Annotated in this window: 18 protein-coding genes; 6 read left to right on the top strand and 12 right to left on the bottom strand. The window is 64.6% G+C overall.

Annotation, left to right across the window (positions count from 1 at the left end):
- Window positions 1-3: 3 nt before the first annotated feature.
- The 11 genes from CSC73_RS10260 to CSC73_RS10210 all read right to left on the bottom strand — a co-directional run bounded on the left by CSC73_RS10260 (window position 4) and on the right by CSC73_RS10210 (window position 11,324).
- Window positions 4-1,257: a glutamate-5-semialdehyde dehydrogenase gene (locus tag CSC73_RS10260; protein ID WP_163840339.1), complete on the bottom strand. Its 1,254-nt coding sequence runs from the start codon at window positions 1,255-1,257 to the stop codon at window positions 4-6.
- A gap of 140 nt (window positions 1,258-1,397) precedes the next feature.
- Window positions 1,398-2,543, bottom strand: a complete 1,146-nt coding sequence (proB, locus tag CSC73_RS10255) for a glutamate 5-kinase (protein WP_163840338.1) — start codon at window positions 2,541-2,543, stop codon at window positions 1,398-1,400.
- Window positions 2,544-2,553: 10 nt separating this feature from the next.
- On the bottom strand, window positions 2,554-2,826 hold the full coding sequence (locus tag CSC73_RS10250) for a YciI family protein (protein ID WP_163840337.1): 273 nt from the start codon (window positions 2,824-2,826) through the stop codon (window positions 2,554-2,556).
- Between the two features lie 92 nt (window positions 2,827-2,918).
- A complete protein-coding gene (argH, locus tag CSC73_RS10245) occupies window positions 2,919-4,223 on the bottom strand; it encodes an argininosuccinate lyase (RefSeq protein ID WP_163840336.1) in 1,305 nt (434 codons plus the stop codon).
- 109 nt (window positions 4,224-4,332) lie between these two features.
- Complete coding sequence (gene argC, locus CSC73_RS10240; RefSeq protein ID WP_163840335.1) at window positions 4,333-5,283, bottom strand: N-acetyl-gamma-glutamyl-phosphate reductase; 951 nt, start codon at window positions 5,281-5,283, stop codon at window positions 4,333-4,335.
- Window positions 5,273-5,893 (bottom strand): GNAT family N-acetyltransferase, encoded by a 621-nt coding sequence (locus tag CSC73_RS10235; protein WP_163840334.1) that lies wholly within the window; start codon window positions 5,891-5,893, stop codon window positions 5,273-5,275. Before CSC73_RS10235 ends, argC begins: the two co-directional genes overlap by 11 nt.
- Before the next feature lies 1 nt (window position 5,894).
- Window positions 5,895-7,211, bottom strand: a complete 1,317-nt coding sequence (locus CSC73_RS10230) for an acetylglutamate kinase (RefSeq protein ID WP_163840333.1) — start codon at window positions 7,209-7,211, stop codon at window positions 5,895-5,897.
- 3 nt (window positions 7,212-7,214) lie between these two features.
- Window positions 7,215-8,303, bottom strand: a complete 1,089-nt coding sequence (locus CSC73_RS10225) for an acetylornithine deacetylase (protein ID WP_163840332.1) — start codon at window positions 8,301-8,303, stop codon at window positions 7,215-7,217.
- Window positions 8,304-8,410: 107 nt separating this feature from the next.
- A complete protein-coding gene (locus CSC73_RS10220; protein WP_163840331.1) occupies window positions 8,411-9,610 on the bottom strand; it encodes an argininosuccinate synthase in 1,200 nt (399 codons plus the stop codon).
- Between the two features lie 50 nt (window positions 9,611-9,660).
- The gene (locus tag CSC73_RS10215) at window positions 9,661-10,677 is read right to left on the bottom strand and encodes an N-acetylornithine carbamoyltransferase (RefSeq protein ID WP_163840330.1); all 1,017 of its coding nucleotides are present in this window, start codon (window positions 10,675-10,677) and stop codon (window positions 9,661-9,663) included.
- A 215-nt stretch (window positions 10,678-10,892) separates the two neighbouring features.
- Window positions 10,893-11,324, bottom strand: coding sequence for a glycine zipper 2TM domain-containing protein (locus CSC73_RS10210; protein ID WP_211840864.1), 432 nt, complete (start codon window positions 11,322-11,324; stop codon window positions 10,893-10,895).
- A gap of 191 nt (window positions 11,325-11,515) precedes the next feature.
- Between CSC73_RS10210 and cysS the strand changes: the two genes are divergently transcribed.
- From cysS to CSC73_RS10190, 4 genes are all read left to right on the top strand, one after another.
- Window positions 11,516-12,883 carry a cysteine--tRNA ligase gene (gene cysS, locus CSC73_RS10205; RefSeq protein ID WP_163840328.1) on the top strand — a complete coding sequence of 456 codons (1,368 nt, stop codon included), beginning with the start codon at window positions 11,516-11,518 and terminating at the stop codon, window positions 12,881-12,883.
- A 228-nt stretch (window positions 12,884-13,111) separates the two neighbouring features.
- A complete protein-coding gene (locus tag CSC73_RS10200; RefSeq protein WP_163840327.1) occupies window positions 13,112-13,549 on the top strand; it encodes a SufE family protein in 438 nt (145 codons plus the stop codon).
- Window positions 13,546-14,784: an MFS transporter gene (locus tag CSC73_RS10195; RefSeq protein WP_163840326.1), complete on the top strand. Its 1,239-nt coding sequence runs from the start codon at window positions 13,546-13,548 to the stop codon at window positions 14,782-14,784. The genes CSC73_RS10200 and CSC73_RS10195 overlap by 4 nt, the downstream gene beginning before the upstream one ends.
- Before the next feature lie 52 nt (window positions 14,785-14,836).
- Entirely contained in the window at window positions 14,837-15,478 is a 642-nt protein-coding gene (locus CSC73_RS10190) for a CDGSH iron-sulfur domain-containing protein (RefSeq protein WP_163840325.1), read from the top strand.
- Window positions 15,479-15,946: 468 nt separating this feature from the next.
- On the opposite strand, the gene dksA is transcribed toward CSC73_RS10190, so the two are convergent.
- On the bottom strand, window positions 15,947-17,035 hold the full coding sequence (gene dksA, locus CSC73_RS10185) for an RNA polymerase-binding protein DksA (protein WP_163840324.1): 1,089 nt from the start codon (window positions 17,033-17,035) through the stop codon (window positions 15,947-15,949).
- Between the two features lie 119 nt (window positions 17,036-17,154).
- Between dksA and yidD the strand changes: the two genes are divergently transcribed.
- The gene (yidD, locus tag CSC73_RS10180) at window positions 17,155-17,406 is read left to right on the top strand and encodes a membrane protein insertion efficiency factor YidD (RefSeq protein WP_163840323.1); all 252 of its coding nucleotides are present in this window, start codon (window positions 17,155-17,157) and stop codon (window positions 17,404-17,406) included.
- Window positions 17,406-18,752 carry a dihydroorotase gene (locus tag CSC73_RS10175; protein WP_163840322.1) on the top strand — a complete coding sequence of 449 codons (1,347 nt, stop codon included), beginning with the start codon at window positions 17,406-17,408 and terminating at the stop codon, window positions 18,750-18,752. The genes yidD and CSC73_RS10175 overlap by 1 nt, the downstream gene beginning before the upstream one ends.
- The last annotated feature ends 8 nt before the right edge of the window (window positions 18,753-18,760 follow it).

The raw sequence follows: 18,760 nt of genomic DNA, 5'->3' as shown, positions 1-18,760 counted from the left end.
CCCTCAGGGCAGGTTGCGGGTCTGGCCGGTGCCGCGCACCACGAAACGCTCCACCGTCAGCGCCTCCAGCCCCATCGGCCCATAGGCATGCAGGCGGGTGGTGGAAATGCCGATCTCCGCGCCCAGCCCCAGCTCGCCGCCGTCGGAGAAGCGCGAGGACGCGTTCACCATCACCACCGCCGAACGCAGCGACTGCACGAAACGCTCCGCATTGCCTTCATCGCGCGTGGCGATGACCTCGGTATGGTCCGAACCGTAGCGGCGGATATGGGCGATGGCATCGTCCAGGCTGTCGACGACCCGCACTGCGATCACCAGATCGAGGAATTCGGCGGCGTAGTCGTCATCGGTGGCCGGCTTGGCGCCTTCCATGAATCCAATGCTGCGCGCGTCGGCCCGCACCTCCACTCCCCGCTCCGACAGCGCCGAGGCGGCCGCGGGAAGGAAGTCGCCAGCGATATCCGCGTGCACCAGCAGCGTTTCCAGCGAGTTGCAGGCGCTGGGACGGGAGACTTTGCCGTCGATCAGCAGGCGCAGGGCCAGATCCGGATCGGCGCTGGCATCCACGAACAGATGGCAGACGCCCTTGTAGTGCTTGATGACCGGCACGCGCGCGTGCTCGGCGACGAAACGGATCAGGCCTTCGCCGCCGCGCGGGATGGCCAAGTCGATGATGTCGGTGAGCTGCAGCATTTCCAGCATGGTTTCCCGGCGCAGGTCGGTGACCAGGGTCAACGCCGCATCCGGCAGGCCGGCTTCGCGCAGCGCACGCTTCAGCGAGGCGGCGATGGCGGTGTTGGAATGGATGGCTTCGGAGCCGCCGCGCAGCATCACGCCATTGCCGGCCTTCAGGCACAGGGCCGCAGCGTCGGCGGTGACGTTGGGCCGCGCCTCGTAGATCATAGCGATCACGCCCAGCGGGACGCGCACGCGCTCGATGGCGATGCCATTGGGCCGGGTTTCCCTGCGGGTCACCTGTCCGACCGGATCCGGCAGCTCGGCGACCTCGTGCAGCGCATCCGCAATAGCCGCCAGCCCCTTGGCATCCAGCTTGAGCCTGTCGTACATGGCGCCGCCGATGCCTTTGGCCGCAGCCGCTTCCAGATCCCTGCCATTGGCCTGCAGGATCGAGGCTTCATCCTCTTCCAGCGCCGCGGCCATCGCGCGCAACAGATCGTTCTTCGCGGAAGCAGGAAGCTGCGCGACGTGCCGTGCGGCATCGCGGCAGGCTACGGCTTGGGATCTGATGTCGCTCATGCATGCATTCCTGTTTTACTGGCCATCAGCGTATTTTCTTGTAGGAGCTGCGTAAGCTGCGACCGGAAGAACAACCTCCCGGCAAGCATCCGGGAACTCATCGACCGAGGTCGCAGCTTACGCGGCTCCTACAGCAGCTCCTACAAAAGCACCAGGTCGTCCCGGTGAATCACGTTTTCGCCGTAGTTGTAGCCGAGTATGGATTCGATGTCCCGCGAGTGCCGACGGGCGATGCGCCGGATATCGACGGCCGAGTATTGGCAGACGCCGCGGGCGATGCCGTGGTCGCCGTTTTCGTCGCGCAAGCGCACTTCGACCATGTCGCCCCGGCGGAAATCGCCTTCCGCCGCGACCACGCCACCCGGCAGCAGCGAAGCGCCCTTCTCGCCCATCGCGCGCGCCGCGCCCGCGTCCACTATCACTCCGCCCGCCTCCAGCGGCACATTGCGCAACCAGTACTTGCGCGCCGCCACGCGGTTCTGCGCCGGCCGGAAACGGGTGCCGTGGAAACGGTCGTTGGCCAGCGCGCGCACGGTCTCGGCGCGGGTGCCGTTGAACAGGAAGGTTTCTATACCCGCCGCCGCCGCTTTCGCAGCCGCTTCCAGCTTGGTGCGCATGCCACCGGTTCCGGCACTGCTGCCGGCGTCGCCGGCCATGGCGAAGAATTCCGGCGTCAACGCTTCCACGTCCTCGATGGGCCGGGCGTCGGGATCGACGCGCGGATTGGCGGTGAAGAAGCCATCGATGTCGGTAGCGACGAACAGGACATCGGCATCGACCAGCGCGGCGATGACCGCGGCCAGGTTGTCGTTGTCGCCTAATTTCAACTCGTCGACCGATACGGTGTCGTTCTCGTTGATCACCGGCAATGCGCCCAGGGCCAGGAGTTCGTTGAGCGTGGCTCGCGCATTGAGGTAGCGCCGGCGGTTGCGCAGGTCGTCATGGGTCAGCAGCACCTGCGCCACGGGCCGCTCGAAGAAACGCTGCCACAGCCCGATCAGCTGCGCCTGGCCGAGCGCCGCCAGCGCCTGGCGCTCGGCCATGGCGGCGCCGGCATGGGCCTTGCGATGGATCACCGCCCTGCCCGCCGCCACCGCGCCCGAAGACACGATCACCACTTCCCTGCCCGCGGCCAGATTCGCCGACACGAACTGCGCCAGGCCCAATGCGTGGCGCGGGCTCAAGCCTTCGCCTTCGGCCGTCAGCAGACTGCTGCCGACCTTGAGCACCGCGCGGCGCCAGACAGGCAAGGTTTGTTCGGCGAAGGCGGACTCGGTCGCGTTCATTGCATGGGGCTCAGTGGGCGTTCCATTCGTAGACGGTCAAGGTCGAGGAATCCGAGGTGGCCAGCGGATCGTCGGCGGCGATGGCCAGCGCTTCGGCCAGCGTGCCCACATTCAGCACATAGGCGCCGCCGCTCTTGTCGCTGAAGCCCCCGGTCATTTCCAGCTTGCCGGCAAGACGCAGGCCGTCGAGAAACGCCAGGTGCGGCGCCACCGCAGCCTCGCTGAAGTCCGGCTTGCGCATCGCCATCACCAGATAACGCTTTGTTTTTGGCCTGTCGGACATCGGTATCCCCAACGTAGGAGCGACGTAAGTCGCGACTGGAACATCGTATAAATTCCGCTTTCAACAATACATATTCGCGACTTACGTCGCTCCTACGCCCGCTTGCTCAAAGATTCCCATCGGTTACGCAATTCATGCAGGCGCAAGTCCGCCGCGGCGCCCGGCGAGACACGCGCGGCAAGGCTCGATTCGGGCGTTCGTCCCGACCCCGCCTGGTCCGCGGACGCCGCCGCCGCGCGATAGGCTTCGCGGAACGGCACGCCCGCGGCGGCCTGCTCCACCGCCACGTCGGTCGCATACATACCCGAATCCATCGCAGCGCGCATGCGGTCCTGGCGCCATTCCAGGTTCGCCAGCAGGTCCGGCAACAGCTCCAAGGCCGGCAGACCACGGCCGAATCCATGGAAGATGGCGCCCTTGCTGCCCTGCAGATCGCGGTGATAGCCCGATGGCAGCGACAGCAGCTGTTCGATCTCGGTGCGCGCCGCCGCCACGCTGGCGTGGGTGGCGCGCATCAGTTCGATCACATCGGGGTTGCGTTTGTTCGGCATGATCGAACTGCCGGTGGTGTACTGCGCCGGCAGCGAGACGAAACCGAACTCGGCGCTGGTGAACAGCGACAGGTCCCAGGCCAGCCTGCGCAGGTCCAGCGTGGCGCTGCCCAGCGCCTCGAGCGCGGCCATTTCGAACTTCCCGCGCGAAAGCTGCGCGTAGATCGGGCTGACCTGCAGGCGCGCGAAATCCAGCGCCTTCGTGGTGTGGTCGCGGTCCAGCGGCAGGTTGACGCCATAGCCGGCGGCGGTGCCCAGCGGATTGGCATCGATCAGGCGATGCGTATCGTCGGCGCGGATGGCGTTGTCGATGAAGGCTTCCGCCCAGCCTGCCCACCACATGCCTGCGGACGAAACCACCGCGCGCTGTATGTGCGTGTAACCCGGAATGGGAAGGTCCTTCTCGGCTTCGGCGCGGTCCAGCGCGATTCCTGCTATCTGGCGGCTCAGTTCCGAAACCCGCGAGAGTTTCTCTTTCAGCCACAGGCGCGTGGCCACCAGGATCTGGTCGTTGCGGCTGCGGCCGGTGTGGATCTTGCGGCCGGCGTCGCCCAGGCGCTCGGTCAGGCGCGCTTCGATGGCCGAATGGCAATCCTCGAAACGCTCGTCGAGCACGAAGGCGCCGCTGCGGAAATCGTCGGCCAGCGTATCCAGCTCGCGCTGCAATCCGGACAACTCATCGGTCGAGAGGATGCCGATACGCTGCAGGCCTTCGGCGTGCGCCTTGCTGGCGGCGATGTCGTGCAGGAAGAATTCGCGGTCCAGGATCACGTCGTCGCCGGCCAGGAATTTCTGGATCCGTGCATCGACGCTCACGCCGGGTTTTTGCCATAACAAATCGGACATCGGTTTTCTCCTGCCTTCATGCCAGACGGGTATTCCCGCCTCGCCATTGGTAGGGCGGGCACTGCCCGCCGCTTCATGACTTCGGTAACGGGCGGGCAATGCCGCCCTACTATTCCAACGGTATCGACGTCAGTTCGTCGAAACCGAAAGCGGTATTCAGGTTCTGCATGGCCTGCGTTGCGGCGCCTTTGAGCAGGTTGTCGAGGGTGGCCACCACCACCACCCGCTTGCCGCCCGGCGCCACGGTGAAACCGCCGATCTCCACTCCATGCCTGCCTGCGATATTGCTGACCCAGGGCGCCTCGTCCAGGATCCGGATCAAGGGCTCGCCGTCGTAACGCGAACGGTACAGCGCGCGGATATCCTCCACTTTCATCGCCGCGTCCAGCCACAGGTTGACCGTCATGGTGATGCCGCGGAAATGCGGCGCCACGTGCGGCATGAATTCCACCGGCACCCCCAGATGGCGGGAGACCTCGCGCTCGTGCATGTGGTCGGCCAGCGCATAGGGCATCAGATTGTCGCGCAACTTGTCGGTGTCGTTCTTGTCCGAAGGCGTGGTGCCGGCGCCGGAATACCCGGAAACGCCGAAGCATTGCGGCGGCCCCGCCAGACGGCCGAGCAAAGGCGCGATGGCAAGCTGCATGGCGGTCGCGTAGCAACCCGGGTTGCTGATGCGCTTCTGGCCCGCATAGCTTGCGCGGGTAAGTTCGGGAAGGCCGTAGTACCAGTCCTGGTTGAAGCGGTAATCGGCCGACAGGTCCACGATCAACGTATCGGGCGCCTGCGCCTCCAGCGCCGCGACGATGTCGCCGGCCTTGCCGTTGGGCAGCGCCAGGATCGCCGCATCCACGCCGCGGGCGGCGACCTCCTCGTGGCCAAGGTTCTCGTAACGAAGCTCGCCGGCGAAACCTTCTATGTGCGCACGGACAGGCTGTCCGGCCAATTCGCGCGAAGACACGAACGCCAGCTCCAGTTGCGGATGCCGGGCGATGAGGCGGATCAGTTCGGCGCCGGTGTGTCCGCGCGCGCCGACCAGGCCGACGGTCTTACTGGCCATGGCGATCTCCTTGTTCCAGCTTGTGCAGCAGATTGCTTTTCACCCCGGACCATTCGCTGCCGAGGATGGAGAACACCACCGTGTCGCGCAGGCTGCCGTCGGCATGGCGGCGGTGGTTGCGCAGCACGCCATCCTGCTTGGCGCCCAGGCGGGCGATGGCGGCTCGCGAAGCATGGTTGAACCAGCTCGTTTCCAGGTACACCGATACGCAGCCCAGGCTCTCGAACGCATGGGTGAGCAGCAGCAGCTTGGCTTCGGTATTCAGACCCGTGCGCTGCACTCTTGGCGCATACCAGGTGTAGCCGATGCTCAGCTTGGGCACGGCCGGATCGAGATCGTAGAAGCGGGTGCTGCCGACCGCCACGCCTTCGGCATCGCGGACCACGAACGGCACTTCCATACCCTGGGCGTGCTTCTGCAGCGCCGTAGCGACCCAGGCCTGCGCATCGGCCGCCTTGGGCACGTTGGTGTACCAAAGCGCGGAGAGAGCATCGCCTTGCAGGGCCAGTCGCAACCCGGCGGCGTGTTCGATGGCCAGCGCTTCGAGGGAAACGTGGCGGCCTTGCAGGCGTGGCGCCTGCCAGTTGGCGGGAAGCGGTTGCAGGCTCATCTCAGTCCACCAGCGTGGGCACGCGCGTGCGGCAATGCGCCACGCAGCGCTCGATGTCGGCGAAACCCTCGATGCCGTACCAGAACACCTTCCACTTCTCCTGCTTGTAGCAACCGTCGGATTCGGCGTAGTAGAAGATATTGATCTGGTTGTTGTGGCGCGAACGCCAGAACAGTTGCGGATTCTCTTCGCGCATCACATGCCAGACCGCTCGGCCAAGGCCCTCGCCCTGCGCATCGTCCAGCACGGCGAACTTGTCGAGGTAGGCGAAGCCTTCCTCGCGGGTAAGGATCAGCGCGGTGCGGTAGTTCTCGCTGATGTAGATGCGATAGGGAATAGTTCTGTCGAAATAGTCCGCGATCAGCTTGCGGCCGAAGCTGGATTCGATCAGCTCACGCATCCGCTCCAGATCCACCCCTTGCCACGAATCGAAGCGCAGCACGCGCTCGCCGCGGCGCACCAGGGTGCCGGAGCCCTTGTGGGTGAACAGTTCCTTGGCCAGCTCCGCCGGCTTGGTGATCGATACCGACGAAGTCAACGGCAGCTTGTCCAGCAGATCCTTGATCTGCTCGATCTTCACCCGCATGCCGCCGTTGATCCACGGCTGCGCCATCAGTTCGTCGTATTCGGTGGACAGGTTGATCGAGTCGATCACCGCGCCCTTGTCGTCCAGCAAGCCGCCGGTACCGGTGAGGAAGATGATCTTGTAGGGCTGCAGCACCTGCACCAGCTCGTTGGCGGCGAAGTCGGCGTTGATGTTGAGGATCTGCCCGCCCACCGTCTCGCCCAGGCTGGCAATGACCGGAATGGAGCCCGCTTTCAGGCTGGCTTCGATCGGCGACTGGTTGATGCGCTTCACCTCGCCGACCAGGCCGTAGGTCGGCTGGTCCTTGTATTCGGCTTCGAACACGCCCGAAACGATCGAAGTCGCGCGCGCGCCCGACTCCTGCAGCGCTTCGACCAGCGCCAGATTCTGCTGCAGGAACACCTTGCGTACGATGGCCAGCACTTCCGGCGTGGTCACGCGCAAGCCATCGACGGTCTGCTTGACGATGCCGGCCGCAGTCATTTCCTCGTCCAGCTGCGGACCTGCGCCATGCACGACGATGGGCGTCAGCCCTACTTCCTGCAGGAACGACAGCGAGGAAGTCAGTGCTTCCAGGTCGTCGCGCAACACCGCGCCGCCCACCTTGACCACGGCGAAGCGTTTGGCGTCCAGCTGCGAAAAACGCTTGACGTACTGCGAGATCTCCTTCGCGCTGGCCATGCTGGACAACAGGCGGATGATGGTCTGCCGGGTTTGCTTGTGCGATTCCATGTTCTATTCGGTTCCGAAAATGCGCTGCACCGTAGCGGCGTAATGTTGAAGTTGTTCGAGCGACACCCATTCGTCGGCGGTGTGCGCCTGGGCGATATCGCCAGGACCGTAGACCAGAGCGGTCAGCCCGGCCTGCGAGAACAGCGAGGCTTCGGTCCAGAAATCCACCGCGTTTCCTATGGGCAGGCCGAGTTCGTCGGCCAGGTCGCGGGCGGCCAGCCGGCGCTCTTCTGCGCGTGCCACATCGCCCGACGGCAGCGAAGGGCCGCGGAATGTTTCCTCGTACTCGGCCAGCGCCTCGCTATTGGCGAAATCGCGGAACTGCGCATGCAGCGCGTCCACGTCCTGCGAAGGCAACGGGCGGAAACCGAAACGCACTTCGGCGCTGGGCGCGATCATGTTGGCCTTGATGCCGCCTTCGACCCGGCCGATGTTGAAACGCAAGCCGGTCAACCCGCCGAAGCGGAGGTGGTGCTGGGCCTGCACGAAATCCAGCGCCGAAGCACCCCAGCGCATGGCGTTGTGCACGGCGCTGAGCGACAGCGCGTTCTCCGCCGACGCATGCCCGGCTTGGCCTTTGAACGCCATGCGCACTGCGCTGATGCCGCGATGCGCCAGCACGGCCTGGCCCTGGGTGGGCTCAGCGATGACGGCTTCGGTGAACCCGTGGTCGCGCGCCAGGAACGCGGCGATGCAGCGCGGGTCGTTGGCTTCTTCGTCGCTACTGAACAGGAAAGCCGCATCGCCTTCGGTGACCTGGGCCACCGCGATCAACGCAGCTGCGGCGCCCTTGATGTCGCAGGCGCCCAGACCGATGGCGCGGTCGCCGACGACACGCAGTTTCAGCGGATCGGCCGTCCAGGCAGGAGACGAAGGCACCGTATCGAGATGCACATTGAACAAGCGTCTGGGCTGTCCGCGCACGGCGAACAGCGACACCGCGCCGGCGCCGTGGTCGATGACCTCGACGCGGAAGCCCGGCAGGTGCGTACGGATATAGTCGAAGATGCCGCCGGTGGTGATGGCGCGCGGTGGATTGCGGGTGTCGTGGGACACCAGCGCTTCGAGGTGTTTGAGTACGGAGTTCAGCATTTCGTTACCAAATGGTTTGTCATCCCGAGCGAAGCGAGGGATCTGCTGTTAGCGTCGTAGAAAGGAGAAGCAGATCACTCACTGCGTTCGCGATGACAACGGAAGGTTCAACGGTTGATTTCGGCCCACAGCGTGCTGCTCATTCCGAACAGCTTGATGAAGCCTTCCGCTTCCTCCACGCCCCAGTCGGCCGACTGCGCATAAGTGGCGCCCTTGGCGTGCAGCAGGTGCGGCGACTTCACCGCTACGGCATCGACACGGCCGCCGCGGGTTTCCAGCACTACTTCGCCATTGACCGTGGCCTGCGACGAAGCCAGGAAAGCCTCCAGATCGGTCTTGATGGGGTCGTGATAGAAACCTTCGTAAACCACTTCCACCCACTTGCGCGCCACTTCCGGCTTGAAGCGGTTCTGCTGCTTGGTCAGCACCGCCTCCTCCAGCGCGCGATGCGCGGCCAGCAGCGAGATCAAACCCGGCGCTTCGTACACGATGCGGCCCTTCAGGCCGATAGTGGTGTCGCCGGTATACATGCCGCGGCCTACGCCGTAGGGCGCGAACAGGCTGTTCAACTTCGCCAGCAGCTTGGCGCCTTCCATCGGCTGCCCGTCCAGCGTCACTGCCTCGCCGTTCTTGAAGCCGATCGCGACCTTCAACGCCTGTTCCGGCCATTCGCTGCGCGGCGCGCACCAGCCGCGCGCGCCTTCGCCCGGGGCTTCCCACTTGTCGATCTCGCCGCCTGACAGGGTCACGCCCAGCAGGTTCTCGTTGATGGTGTAGGCCTTCTGCTTGGCGCGCACACCGAAACCGCGCGCTTCCAGGTACTGCTGCTCGTAGGCACGGGTCTGGGTGTGCTCCTTCTGGATTTCGCGGATGGGCGCGACGATCAGATAGTCGCCGGAAGCCTTCACCGCCAGATCGAAACGCACCTGGTCGTTGCCCATGCCGGTGCAGCCGTGGGCGATGGCGTTGGTGCCCAGTTCCTTGGCGCGCGCCAGCGCGGCATCGACGATGAGATAACGGTCGGACACAAGCAAGGGATACTGTCCTTGGTAACCCTCGCCCGCCCACACGAACGGCTTGACGAAACCTTCCCAGATCGCAGGGCCGCCATCGACGGTGACGTGGCTGGCGGCGCCCAGCTCGGCGGCGCGCTGTTCGATGTAGGCGCGCTCTTCCGCATCCACGCCGCCGGTATCGGCGAATACGGTATGCACGGCCCAGCCCCGCTCCTGCAGGTATGGAATGCAGAAACTGGTATCCAGGCCGCCGGAAAAGGCGAGAACGATGTCTTTGGGGGAGGCAGTCATTTTGGGTCTCGTAGGGTGGGCCTTGGCCCACCGGGTTGTGGTTGGAATTCTTATTTGATCAAGGCGGCCATGATGGCCTTCTGCACATGCAGGCGGTTCTCCGCCTCATTGATAGCGATGCATTGCGGCGAATCCATGACGGCGTCGGTGGCCTTGACGTTCCGGCGCAGCGGCAGGCAATGGCTGAAGATGCCATTGTTGGTCAGCGCCATCTTGCGTTCGTCGACGATGAAGTGCTTGTACTGGTCGCGGATGGGCTTCTCCGGTTCCCAGTTGCCGAAGTACGGCAAGGCGCCCCAGCTCTTGGCGTAGACGACATCGGCGCCCGCATAGGCGCTGTCGGTGTCGTGGCTGACGCGCAGCGAGCCGCCGTTTTCGGCCACGTTCTGTTCGGCCCAGCCCATGTAGCGCTCGTCCAGCACGTACTCGGGCGTGGGGCACAGCAAGGTCACGTCCATGCCCATGCGGGTGGCGATGGTCAGGGCCGAGTTGGCCACGGCGGTGTTCAGCGCCTTGGGGTGGTAGGTCCAGGTCAGCACGTACTTCTTGCCGCGCAGGTCGTGGGTGCCGAAGTGCTCCTGCAGGGCCAGCACGTGCGCCAGTTCCTGGCACGGGTGGGTGATGGTCTCCATGTTGATCACCGGCACCGGCGAATACCTGGCGAAGCTCTTCAGCACGATGTCCTGGCGGTCGTAGGACCAGTCGACGAACTTCGGGAAGGCGCGCACGCCGATCAGGTCCACGTAGCGGCCCAGCACGCGGGCGACCTCGGCGATGTGCTCCTCGGTGTCGCCGTCCATCACCGTGCCCAGGTTGAATTCGATAGGCCAGGCGTCCTTGCCGGGCTGCAGCACCACGGCATGGCCGCCCAGCTGGAAAGCGCCCAGCTCGAAACTGGTGCGGGTGCGCATGGACGGGTTGAAGAACACCAGGGCGATCGATTTGCCTTTCAGCGCATCGCCCAGCTTGTGCCGCTTGTACAGCGCCGCCTGCGTCAGCAGAGCGTCCAATTCGGCACGCGACCAGTCCTGCGTATTCAAGAAATGTTTGATTGCATCCGGCTTCATTGCGACTTCCTAAGTATCCAGAAACGAAAAAACCCAGCGTCAGGCTGGGTTCCGGTTGAACAAGCAGTAACGTCCGGCGACCCAGCTAGATAAGCGGTTCCGGTCGGCGGGCACGAGACGTCATTCCCGAGGCCATCCGGGCGGCGCATGCGTGCAGGTGGGTGTTCATCTTCATGGGCCCGCATCCTCGCATGCAGGGTGCTCTGGCGCAAGACTCAAGGCGTGGCGAGGTTCTGGCCGGGTACGTACGGCATCACAGAAACCCGGATCCGCAACCGATTGCCGGGGTCCTCGGCCAGGCGCGAGCGGTATTTGAAGCCCTTGTAGACGTAGTCGACGTCATAGGCGATGGGACGGCGGAATTCGCGCTCCACCGGCACCATGCGGCAGCTGGGCTTGGCCGGTTCGGTCTTGGGTGCGGGCTCCGGGTCGCGGGTGAATACGCCCTTCACCGAGTCCATGATCTTCGACCAGCGGCCTTCGTCCTTGGGCGGCGTGGGCTTGGGGGCCTGTATCTCTTCGCAACGCATCTCGGTGCGCGAGGCACGCAGAGTCTGGTAAACGGGCTCGACCGCCAGCACCTGGGCATAGTCCAGGCGCACGTTTTCCACTGGAAGCACCGTGAGCGGGGCGGCATCCTGGGCCATGGCCGGCGCAGCTGCAAAGGCGGAAAGGCAGAACCCGAGTAAGGTGTGGCGATACAGGTGCATTAGGCCGCTTGACTGGAATCCCGGACGCCAGTGTAGGGAACGCGCCTTGAGAGGGGCTGAATCGATGCTGTCGAAGCCAAGGGTGGGCCGGTAGAATCGTCCTGCTACCCCCACTTGCGCCGACACCGATGACCCTGCGACTGCACAACAACCTGACACGACAGGTCGAAACCTTCGTGCCTATGGATCCGGCCTGCCCCACCATGTACCTGTGCGGGCCGACGGTCTACAACTACGTGCATATCGGCAATGCGCGCGGCCCGGTGGTGTTCGGAGTGCTGGCCGCCCTGCTACGCCGCCGCTTCGGCGGCCTGCGCTACGCGCGCAACATCACCGACATAGACGACAAGATCAACGCCGCGGCGAAGGAACTCGGGGTGCCGATTTCCGCGATCACGGACAAATACGCGGCCGCCTACCGCGAGGACATGGCCGGCCTGGGCGTGGTGCCGCAGGACCTGCAGCCCGAAGCGACCGCCCATGTGCCCCACATCATCGCCATGATCGAGCGCCTGATCGAAACCGGTCATGCCTACGCCGCCGAAGGCCACGTACTGTTCGCGGTGGCGACCTTCCCGGATTACGGCAAGCTTTCCCGCCGCGATCCGGAGGAAATGCTGGCCGGCGCACGGGTGGAAGTGGCTCCGTACAAACGCGATCCCGGCGATTTCGTGCTGTGGAAGCCTTCCAGCGACGATCTTCCCGGCTGGGAATCGCCGTGGGGCCGGGGCCGCCCGGGCTGGCATATCGAATGCTCGGCGATGATCGAGGCGATCTTCGGCGAAACCATCGACATCCATGCCGGCGGCGTGGATCTGCAGTTTCCGCACCACGAAAACGAGATCGCGCAGAGCGAATGCGCCCACGGCGGCAGGATCTTTGCCCGTTTCTGGGTGCACAACGGCATGCTGAATTTCGGCGGCGCCAAGATGTCCAAGTCGGTAGGCAATGTGGAGCGCGTGCATGAGCTGCTGAAGCAGCATCCGCCGGAAGCGCTGCGCTATGCGCTTCTTTCCGCGCATTACCGGCAGCCGCTGGAATGGTCCGAGAGTTTGATCGAACAATCGGTGCGCACGCTGGACCGGCTGTATGGGACGTTGCGCGACCTGGCAGACGTCCAGGCCGAGGCCGGGATTCCTGCTGTTGTGGAAGCCGCGTTGGACGACGACCTGAATACTCCGCAAGCGCTCGCCGAACTGTCGCGCATCGCCGGCGAAGCGCGCAAGGCGATCACGTCCGAGGACAAGGCACGTCTGAAATCGGAGTTGCTTGGCGCGGGCCTGGCATTGGGCCTGTTGCAGCAGGAAGCGGCGGACTGGTTCGGTCGAGGCGCTTCAGGCGACGACGATGCGCGCATCCAGTCGCTCATCGACGAACGCAACACTGCCAAGAGCAATCGCGATTTCGCACGCTCCGACGCCATCCGCGACCAGCTGGCCGCCGAAGGCGTTTTGCTGGAAGACACGGCACAGGGCGTACGCTGGAAGCGTGGTTGATGACTTTCCCCTTCTCCCTCTGGGAGAAGAGCCTGCCCCGTACTCGATACGGGGTGCCCGTAGGGCGGATGAGGGTACGGCGAAGTGATATTTGTGGCCCTGACGGGCGCAATGATCAGCTCCTCATTCATACAGCTTCGGCGCCATCTTCACTTCGCCGTACCCTCACCCCAACCCCTCTCCCGAAGGGAGAGGGGCTCAAAAATCCGCTGAATTCTTGGCTTCTCGATGACTGACACGATCTTCCCCCTCGAATCCACCCCCGCCGAAGCCCAGCTCGCCATCAAGGAAGAGTTCGGCTTCTTCGGCGACTGGTCCGAGCGCTACCAGTACCTGATCGACCTGGGACGCAAGCTGCCCGCCTTCCCTGAAGAGTGGAAGACCGAGGAAAATCGCCTGCTCGGTTGCCAGTCGCTGGTCTGGATCGTGCCGCAAGGCGACGCGGAGCGCCTGGATTTCAGCGCCATCAGCGACTCGGCCATCGTCTCGGGCCTGATCTATCTGGCGTTGCGTGTGTACTCCGGCCGCTCGGCCGCCGAGATCCTGGCCACGCAGCCGGATTACATCGCCGACATCGGCCTGGCCAAGCATCTGTCGCCGACACGCAGCAACGGGCTGGCCGCGATTCTTGCCTTCATTCAGGACACCGCGCGAAATCACGCATGAGCGATGCCGCCACGACACCGGTTTCGCCGCTGCGCAACCGTGGCTTCATCGGCTTGCTGGTGTACCGCCTGCTGGCGATGCTGTCCTACCAGATCGTGGCGGTGACCGTAGGCTGGCATATCTATCAGATCACCCGCGACGCATTGGCGCTGGGCTTGATCGGGCTGACCGAGGTCATCCCCTACTTTTGCTTCGCTCTGTTCGCCGGCTATGCGGTCGACCACATGCGCCGGCGCAGGCTGGGCATGTATGCCTGCCTGGGCTTGCTGTTGACCACGCTGACCCTGGCGGGCGTGGCCAGCGGACGCATTCCTTCCTTCGGCACCCTCACCATCTACGCGGCCATCGCCGTCAACGGCGTGGTGCGCGCTTTCCTGGCGCCGGTGTACACGGCGCTGTTCGCGCGCGTGCTGCCACGCGAGCAGTACGCGCGCGGCGCGGGCATAGGCAGCGTAGTGATGCAGACGGGCCTGGTGCTGGGACCGGCCATGGGCGGATTGCTGGTGGCCTGGGGCGGCAATACGCTGGCTTATCTGGTCGCCGCCGGTTTCGCCGCGGCCGCCGCGATCGCTATCGTTTCCCTGCGCGTCACCGAGCCGCCTTCCCCGCCGGAGCGCGCGCCCATCTTCAAGAGCATCGGCGAAGGCCTGCGTTTCGTGTTCAACAACCAGGTCGTGCTGGGCGCGCAGGCGCTGGACATGTTCTCGGTGCTGTTCGGCGGCGCGGTGGCGCTGCTGCCGGCCTTCATCCACGACATCCTGCACTACGGTCCCGAAGCGCTGGGCATCCTGCGCGCTGCGCCCGCCGCAGGCGCTGTCCTGGTGGGCCTATGGCTGGCCCGGCATCCGCCCAAGCGCAACGCCGGACGCCTGCTGCTGTATGCGGTCGCAGGCTTCGGTCTGTGCATCATCGGCTTCGCGCTGTCGCGCGAATTCTGGCTGTCGGTGCTGATGCTGGCGCTTTCGGGCATGTGCGATGGCGTATCGGTGGTGCTGCGCTCGACCATCCTGCAGCTGGCCACGCCGGACGAAATGCGCGGCCGGGTTTCTTCCATCAATGGCATCTTCATCGGCTCTTCCAACGAACTGGGCGCGTTCGAGTCGGGGCTGGCGGCAAAGCTGCTGGGGCTTGTGCCCTCGGTGATATTCGGCGGCTGCATGACTCTGGCCGTAGTGGGCGTCACCGCATGGAAGGCGCCGAAGCTGCGGCGGCTGGATCTGCAGGATCTGCAATAACCCCGGGCCGCTCCGGCGTAAACTTGGGCTCTCCCCAAAGCCGAGTCATGCCATGGGTACCGAAACCGTTCGCGGCAAGCAGGTCGTCATCCATTTCGACGGCACACGCTGCATCCATTCGCGCAATTGCGTGTTGACCCACCCGGATGTGTTCGTCCCCAACGTGGAGGGCGAATGGATCCATCCCGACGCCGTTTCCGCCGATGAAGTAGCGCTCACCGCCCGCATCTGCCCTTCCGGCGCGATCCGCTACGAGCGCCTCGATGGGCAGAACGGAGAGCCGCCGCCGCTGGTCAACACAGTACGCATACGCGAAGACGGACCGCTGGCCTTCAACGCGCCGCTGCGCATCGCCGGCGAGGATCAGGGCTTGCGCGCGACCTTGTGCCGCTGCGGCCTGTCCAAGAACAAACCCTACTGCGACAACAGCCATGCCGAAGGCGGTTTCCGGGCGACCGGTGAACCCGCGATCAAGCCTTCCGAAGCGCTGGCCGCACGCGCGGGCACGCTTGAAGTGGCGCCGCAACTCAACGGACCGCTGAAAGTCAGCGGCAATCTGGAAATCGTCAGCGGAACCGGCCACACGATCAATCGGGTCGGCGAAACCTGGCTTTGCCGCTGCGGGCATTCGCAGAACAAGCCTTATTGCGATGGCTCGCATAGGAAGGTTGGTTTTCAGGCCGATGGGGCATAAAGGATAGGTTCGGCCCTTGCTTTTAGCTTCATTATCCCGTGAGACGCGGCAAGCAGGTCGGGATCAACCCCGAAGGGGCGGCGCACAGGGATGTGCGCCGTTTCCGTAGACACAGGATGTGTCTTACGGAAATTCCTGGCCTGCTTGCGGACCCAACGGCTCTATCGTTGGGCGCGACGTTAGGGCGGCTTTCTTTTGGTTACTTTTCTTTGCCGTTCAAAGAAAAGTGACTCGCGCGTTAGCGCGAAACGCTCTTGCTTTGAGGCACAAGCAAAAACCAGAGCAAGATCAAGAGCACCCCTCCTCAATCCTCCCCTGCGCTGCGCGCAAGGGAGGAGGCAGAAGCGGGAGCAAGAGCAGAATCAAGATCAAGATGGATCCCAGCTTGCGCTGGGATGACGGCAAGAAAAAGCCCCGCGATGCGGGGCTTTTTTGAAACTCTGCAACAGATTTAAGCAGACGCAGTGATCAGTCTCCCTGCTGCTTCTGCAGATGCTCCCAGCGCTCCTGCGCATCGATGGTGCGCTCGGCGGTCAGACGCGCTTCCAGACGCTCCAGGCCGATTTCCTCGCCCGTATCGGCGCAGTAACCGTAGTCCCCGCCATCCAGGCGCTTGAGCGTGCTGTCGATCTTGCCGATCAGCTTGCGGTAGCGGTCGCGGGTGCGCAATTCCAGCGAGTTCTCGGTTTCGCGGGTGGCGCGCTCGGCTTCGTCGCCGACGTCGCGCACTTCGTCCTTCAGGTTCTCGATGGTCTGCTTGGATTCTTCGACCAGATCGGCGCGCCAGGTGAGCAGGCGCTGGCGGAAATACTCCAGCTGCAGAGTGCTCATGTATTCCTCGTCCGCCGCCGGCCTGTAGCCATCGGGAATGAGGGGACGGCCGGTCGCTTCATCGGTCTTGTACGGCACCACCTTGACCTTGCCGCGCGGCGCGGGCGTGGCCGAAGGCTTGGAAACCACGGCAACGGCCACCTTGCCCACGGGACGAGGGATGGGAGCCTTGGCGACTGGGGCCGGAACGGCGGCGACGGATTTTGCGTTTTTGGAGGTTTTGGGGGAAGGCACGGGTTTTGTGGGAGTCGGTTGGACGGCTGGCGCCGGTGCCGGGGTTGCAGCAGCCTTGGGAACTGGCGCTTCGGCACGGCCAGCAGCCGGGGGGGCGGTCTTGGCAGGAGTCGCTTTGGCCGTAACCGGCTTGGCGGCCGGCTTCGGTACGGATTTGACGGAAGACTTGGAGGGAGCGGCAGGTTTGGCGGCCGCAGGCTTCGCAGCAGCCTTGGCTGCGGGCTTCTGCGCTGCCGGCTTCTTGGCCGGTGCGGCTTTTGCGGCGGGCGCCTTTTTGGCTGCGGCCTTCTGGACCGGGGCAGCCTTCTTGGCGACGGCCGGCTTGGCCGGAGCTTTCTTGGCGGCCGGCTTCTTGGCCGGCGCCTTCTTGGCAGCAGGCTTGGCCGCCGGTTTCTTGGCCGCAACGGGCTTGGCGACAGGCTTCTTGGCGACGGGCTTGGCGGGTTTCTTGGCCGGCTTGACGGCCTTCTTCGCAGGTTTCTTTGCAGCCACGAAAAGCACTTCCTTCAACTTCCCGGGCCCGGGAAGGGGGCGTCTTTATAGCCTACCCGCTCGGGTGCGGCAACCACCGGCTCAATGAACTCTCCACCCAACTCGCATATCATCGGTGCATGGTTGGTCGTTTCCTTATTCTCCTTCTGCGGTTTTACAAGCGCTTCATCAGTCCATTGCTAGGGCCGCGCTGCCGCTTTGCGCCCAGTTGCTCGGAATATGCGATGCAGGCCATCGGTCGCTTCGGCCCGCTGAAGGGCGGCTGGCTGGCGCTGCGGCGCGTCGGCCGCTGCCATCCTTTCCATCCGGGCGGGCACGATCCCGTGCCTGAAAAGCCCGTTCCCCCCTCCCCGTCCACAGGAACCCCCTGATGCCCGGCACCCTGATAGTCAACGCCCGCCTGGTCAACGAAGGCCGCGAGTTCGACGGCGACCTGCGTTTCGCCAACGGCCGCATCACTCACGTGGGCGGGCAGCTGAGCGCGCAACCCGGCGATCAGGTGATCGAAGCCGGCGGACGCTGGCTGTTGCCCGGAATGATCGACGACCAAGTGCATTTCCGTGAACCCGGCCTGACCCACAAAGGCGACATCGCCAGCGAATCGGGAGCGGCCGCGGCCGGCGGCCTGACCACTTTCATGGACATGCCCAACACCAATCCGCCCACCCTGGATGCCGACGCGCTGCAAGCCAAGTACCAGAGCGCCGCCGGCCGCGCCTGGGGCAACTACGGCTTCTATCTGGGCGCCAGCAACGACAACCTGGAAGCGGTGCGCACGCTGGATCCCAAGACTGCGCCGGGCATCAAGGTGTTCATGGGCGCTTCCACCGGCAACATGCTGGTCGACGACCCGGACACCCTGGACGCCATCTTCCGCGAAGCGCCCACGCCCATCATCACCCACTGCGAAGACACGCCGACCATCGACGCCAACCTGGCGTTGTTCAAGGTGCGCTACGGCGAGGATATTCCGGTGGAATGCCATCCGGACATCCGCTCGCGCGAGGCCTGCATCAAGTCCACGCGGCTTGCGCTGTCGCTTGCGCGCAAGCACGACACACGCCTGCATGTGCTGCATATCTCCACCGCCGACGAGCTGGCGCTGTTCCAGGCCGGCCCGCTGGTGCGCAGCGACGGCGTGCGCAAGCGGATCACCGCCGAGACCTGCATCCACTTCCTGCGCTTCGACCGCAGCGACTACGGGCGCCTGGGCAACCTGATCAAGTGCAACCCCGCGATCAAGGACGCCAGCGACCGCGAAGCGTTGATCCGCGCGCTGGCCGACAACGTCATCGACGTGCTGGCCACCGACCATGCGCCGCATACGCTGGAAGAGAAATCCAGGGCCTATTCGCAGGCGCCTTCCGGCTTGCCGCTGGTGCAGTACGCGCTGGTGGCGGCGTTGGAACTGGTGCACGAAAAGAAATCGACCGTCGCGCAGATCGTCAACAAGGTCTCCCATGCGCCGGCGCAGCTGTTCGACGTCAAGGAACGCGGCTACTTGCGCGAAGGCTACTGGGCCGACCTGGTGCTGGTGGAGAACGACCCGTTCACCGTACGCCGCGAGGATGTGCTGTCGAAGTGCGGCTGGTCGCCTTTCGAAGGCACCACTTTCCAGTCGCGCATCGGCGCGACCTGGGTCAACGGACGCATGGTATGGAATGGCGAGCACCTGGTGGGCACGCCGAACGGACAGCGGTTGGAGTTCGATCGTTGAAGGCGGCT

This window comes from Pseudoxanthomonas sacheonensis (assembly GCF_010093305.1).
GTDB lineage: Bacteria > Pseudomonadota > Gammaproteobacteria > Xanthomonadales > Xanthomonadaceae > Pseudoxanthomonas_A > Pseudoxanthomonas_A sacheonensis.
Note: the sequence above shows the minus strand (reverse complement) of the source record. Positions and strands in the feature narration are given on the sequence as shown.

Bases quoted from the DNA above. Each gene is read 5' to 3' on its own strand.
- CSC73_RS10225 (WP_163840332.1), bottom strand. From the start codon at position 8,303: ATGCTGAACTCCGTACTCAAACACCTCGAAGCGCTGGTGTCCCACGAC.
- CSC73_RS10250 (WP_163840337.1), bottom strand. From the start codon at position 2,826: ATGTCCGACAGGCCAAAAACAAAGCGTTATCTGGTGATGGCGATGCGC.
- cysS (WP_163840328.1), top strand. From the start codon at position 11,516: ATGACCCTGCGACTGCACAACAACCTGACACGACAGGTCGAAACCTTC.
- argC (WP_163840335.1), bottom strand. From the start codon at position 5,283: ATGGCCAGTAAGACCGTCGGCCTGGTCGGCGCGCGCGGACACACCGGC.
- CSC73_RS10200 (WP_163840327.1), top strand. From the start codon at position 13,112: ATGACTGACACGATCTTCCCCCTCGAATCCACCCCCGCCGAAGCCCAG.
- yidD (WP_163840323.1), top strand. From the start codon at position 17,155: ATGGTTGGTCGTTTCCTTATTCTCCTTCTGCGGTTTTACAAGCGCTTC.
- proB (WP_163840338.1), bottom strand. From the start codon at position 2,543: ATGAACGCGACCGAGTCCGCCTTCGCCGAACAAACCTTGCCTGTCTGG.
- CSC73_RS10215 (WP_163840330.1), bottom strand. From the start codon at position 10,677: ATGAAGCCGGATGCAATCAAACATTTCTTGAATACGCAGGACTGGTCG.
- CSC73_RS10235 (WP_163840334.1), bottom strand. From the start codon at position 5,893: ATGAGCCTGCAACCGCTTCCCGCCAACTGGCAGGCGCCACGCCTGCAA.
- CSC73_RS10210 (WP_211840864.1), bottom strand. From the start codon at position 11,324: ATGGCCCAGGATGCCGCCCCGCTCACGGTGCTTCCAGTGGAAAACGTG.
- CSC73_RS10195 (WP_163840326.1), top strand. From the start codon at position 13,546: ATGAGCGATGCCGCCACGACACCGGTTTCGCCGCTGCGCAACCGTGGC.
- CSC73_RS10190 (WP_163840325.1), top strand. From the start codon at position 14,837: ATGGGTACCGAAACCGTTCGCGGCAAGCAGGTCGTCATCCATTTCGAC.
- CSC73_RS10230 (WP_163840333.1), bottom strand. From the start codon at position 7,211: ATGGAATCGCACAAGCAAACCCGGCAGACCATCATCCGCCTGTTGTCC.
- CSC73_RS10220 (WP_163840331.1), bottom strand. From the start codon at position 9,610: ATGACTGCCTCCCCCAAAGACATCGTTCTCGCCTTTTCCGGCGGCCTG.
- argH (WP_163840336.1), bottom strand. From the start codon at position 4,223: ATGTCCGATTTGTTATGGCAAAAACCCGGCGTGAGCGTCGATGCACGG.
- CSC73_RS10175 (WP_163840322.1), top strand. From the start codon at position 17,406: ATGCCCGGCACCCTGATAGTCAACGCCCGCCTGGTCAACGAAGGCCGC.
- CSC73_RS10260 (WP_163840339.1), bottom strand. From the start codon at position 1,257: ATGAGCGACATCAGATCCCAAGCCGTAGCCTGCCGCGATGCCGCACGG.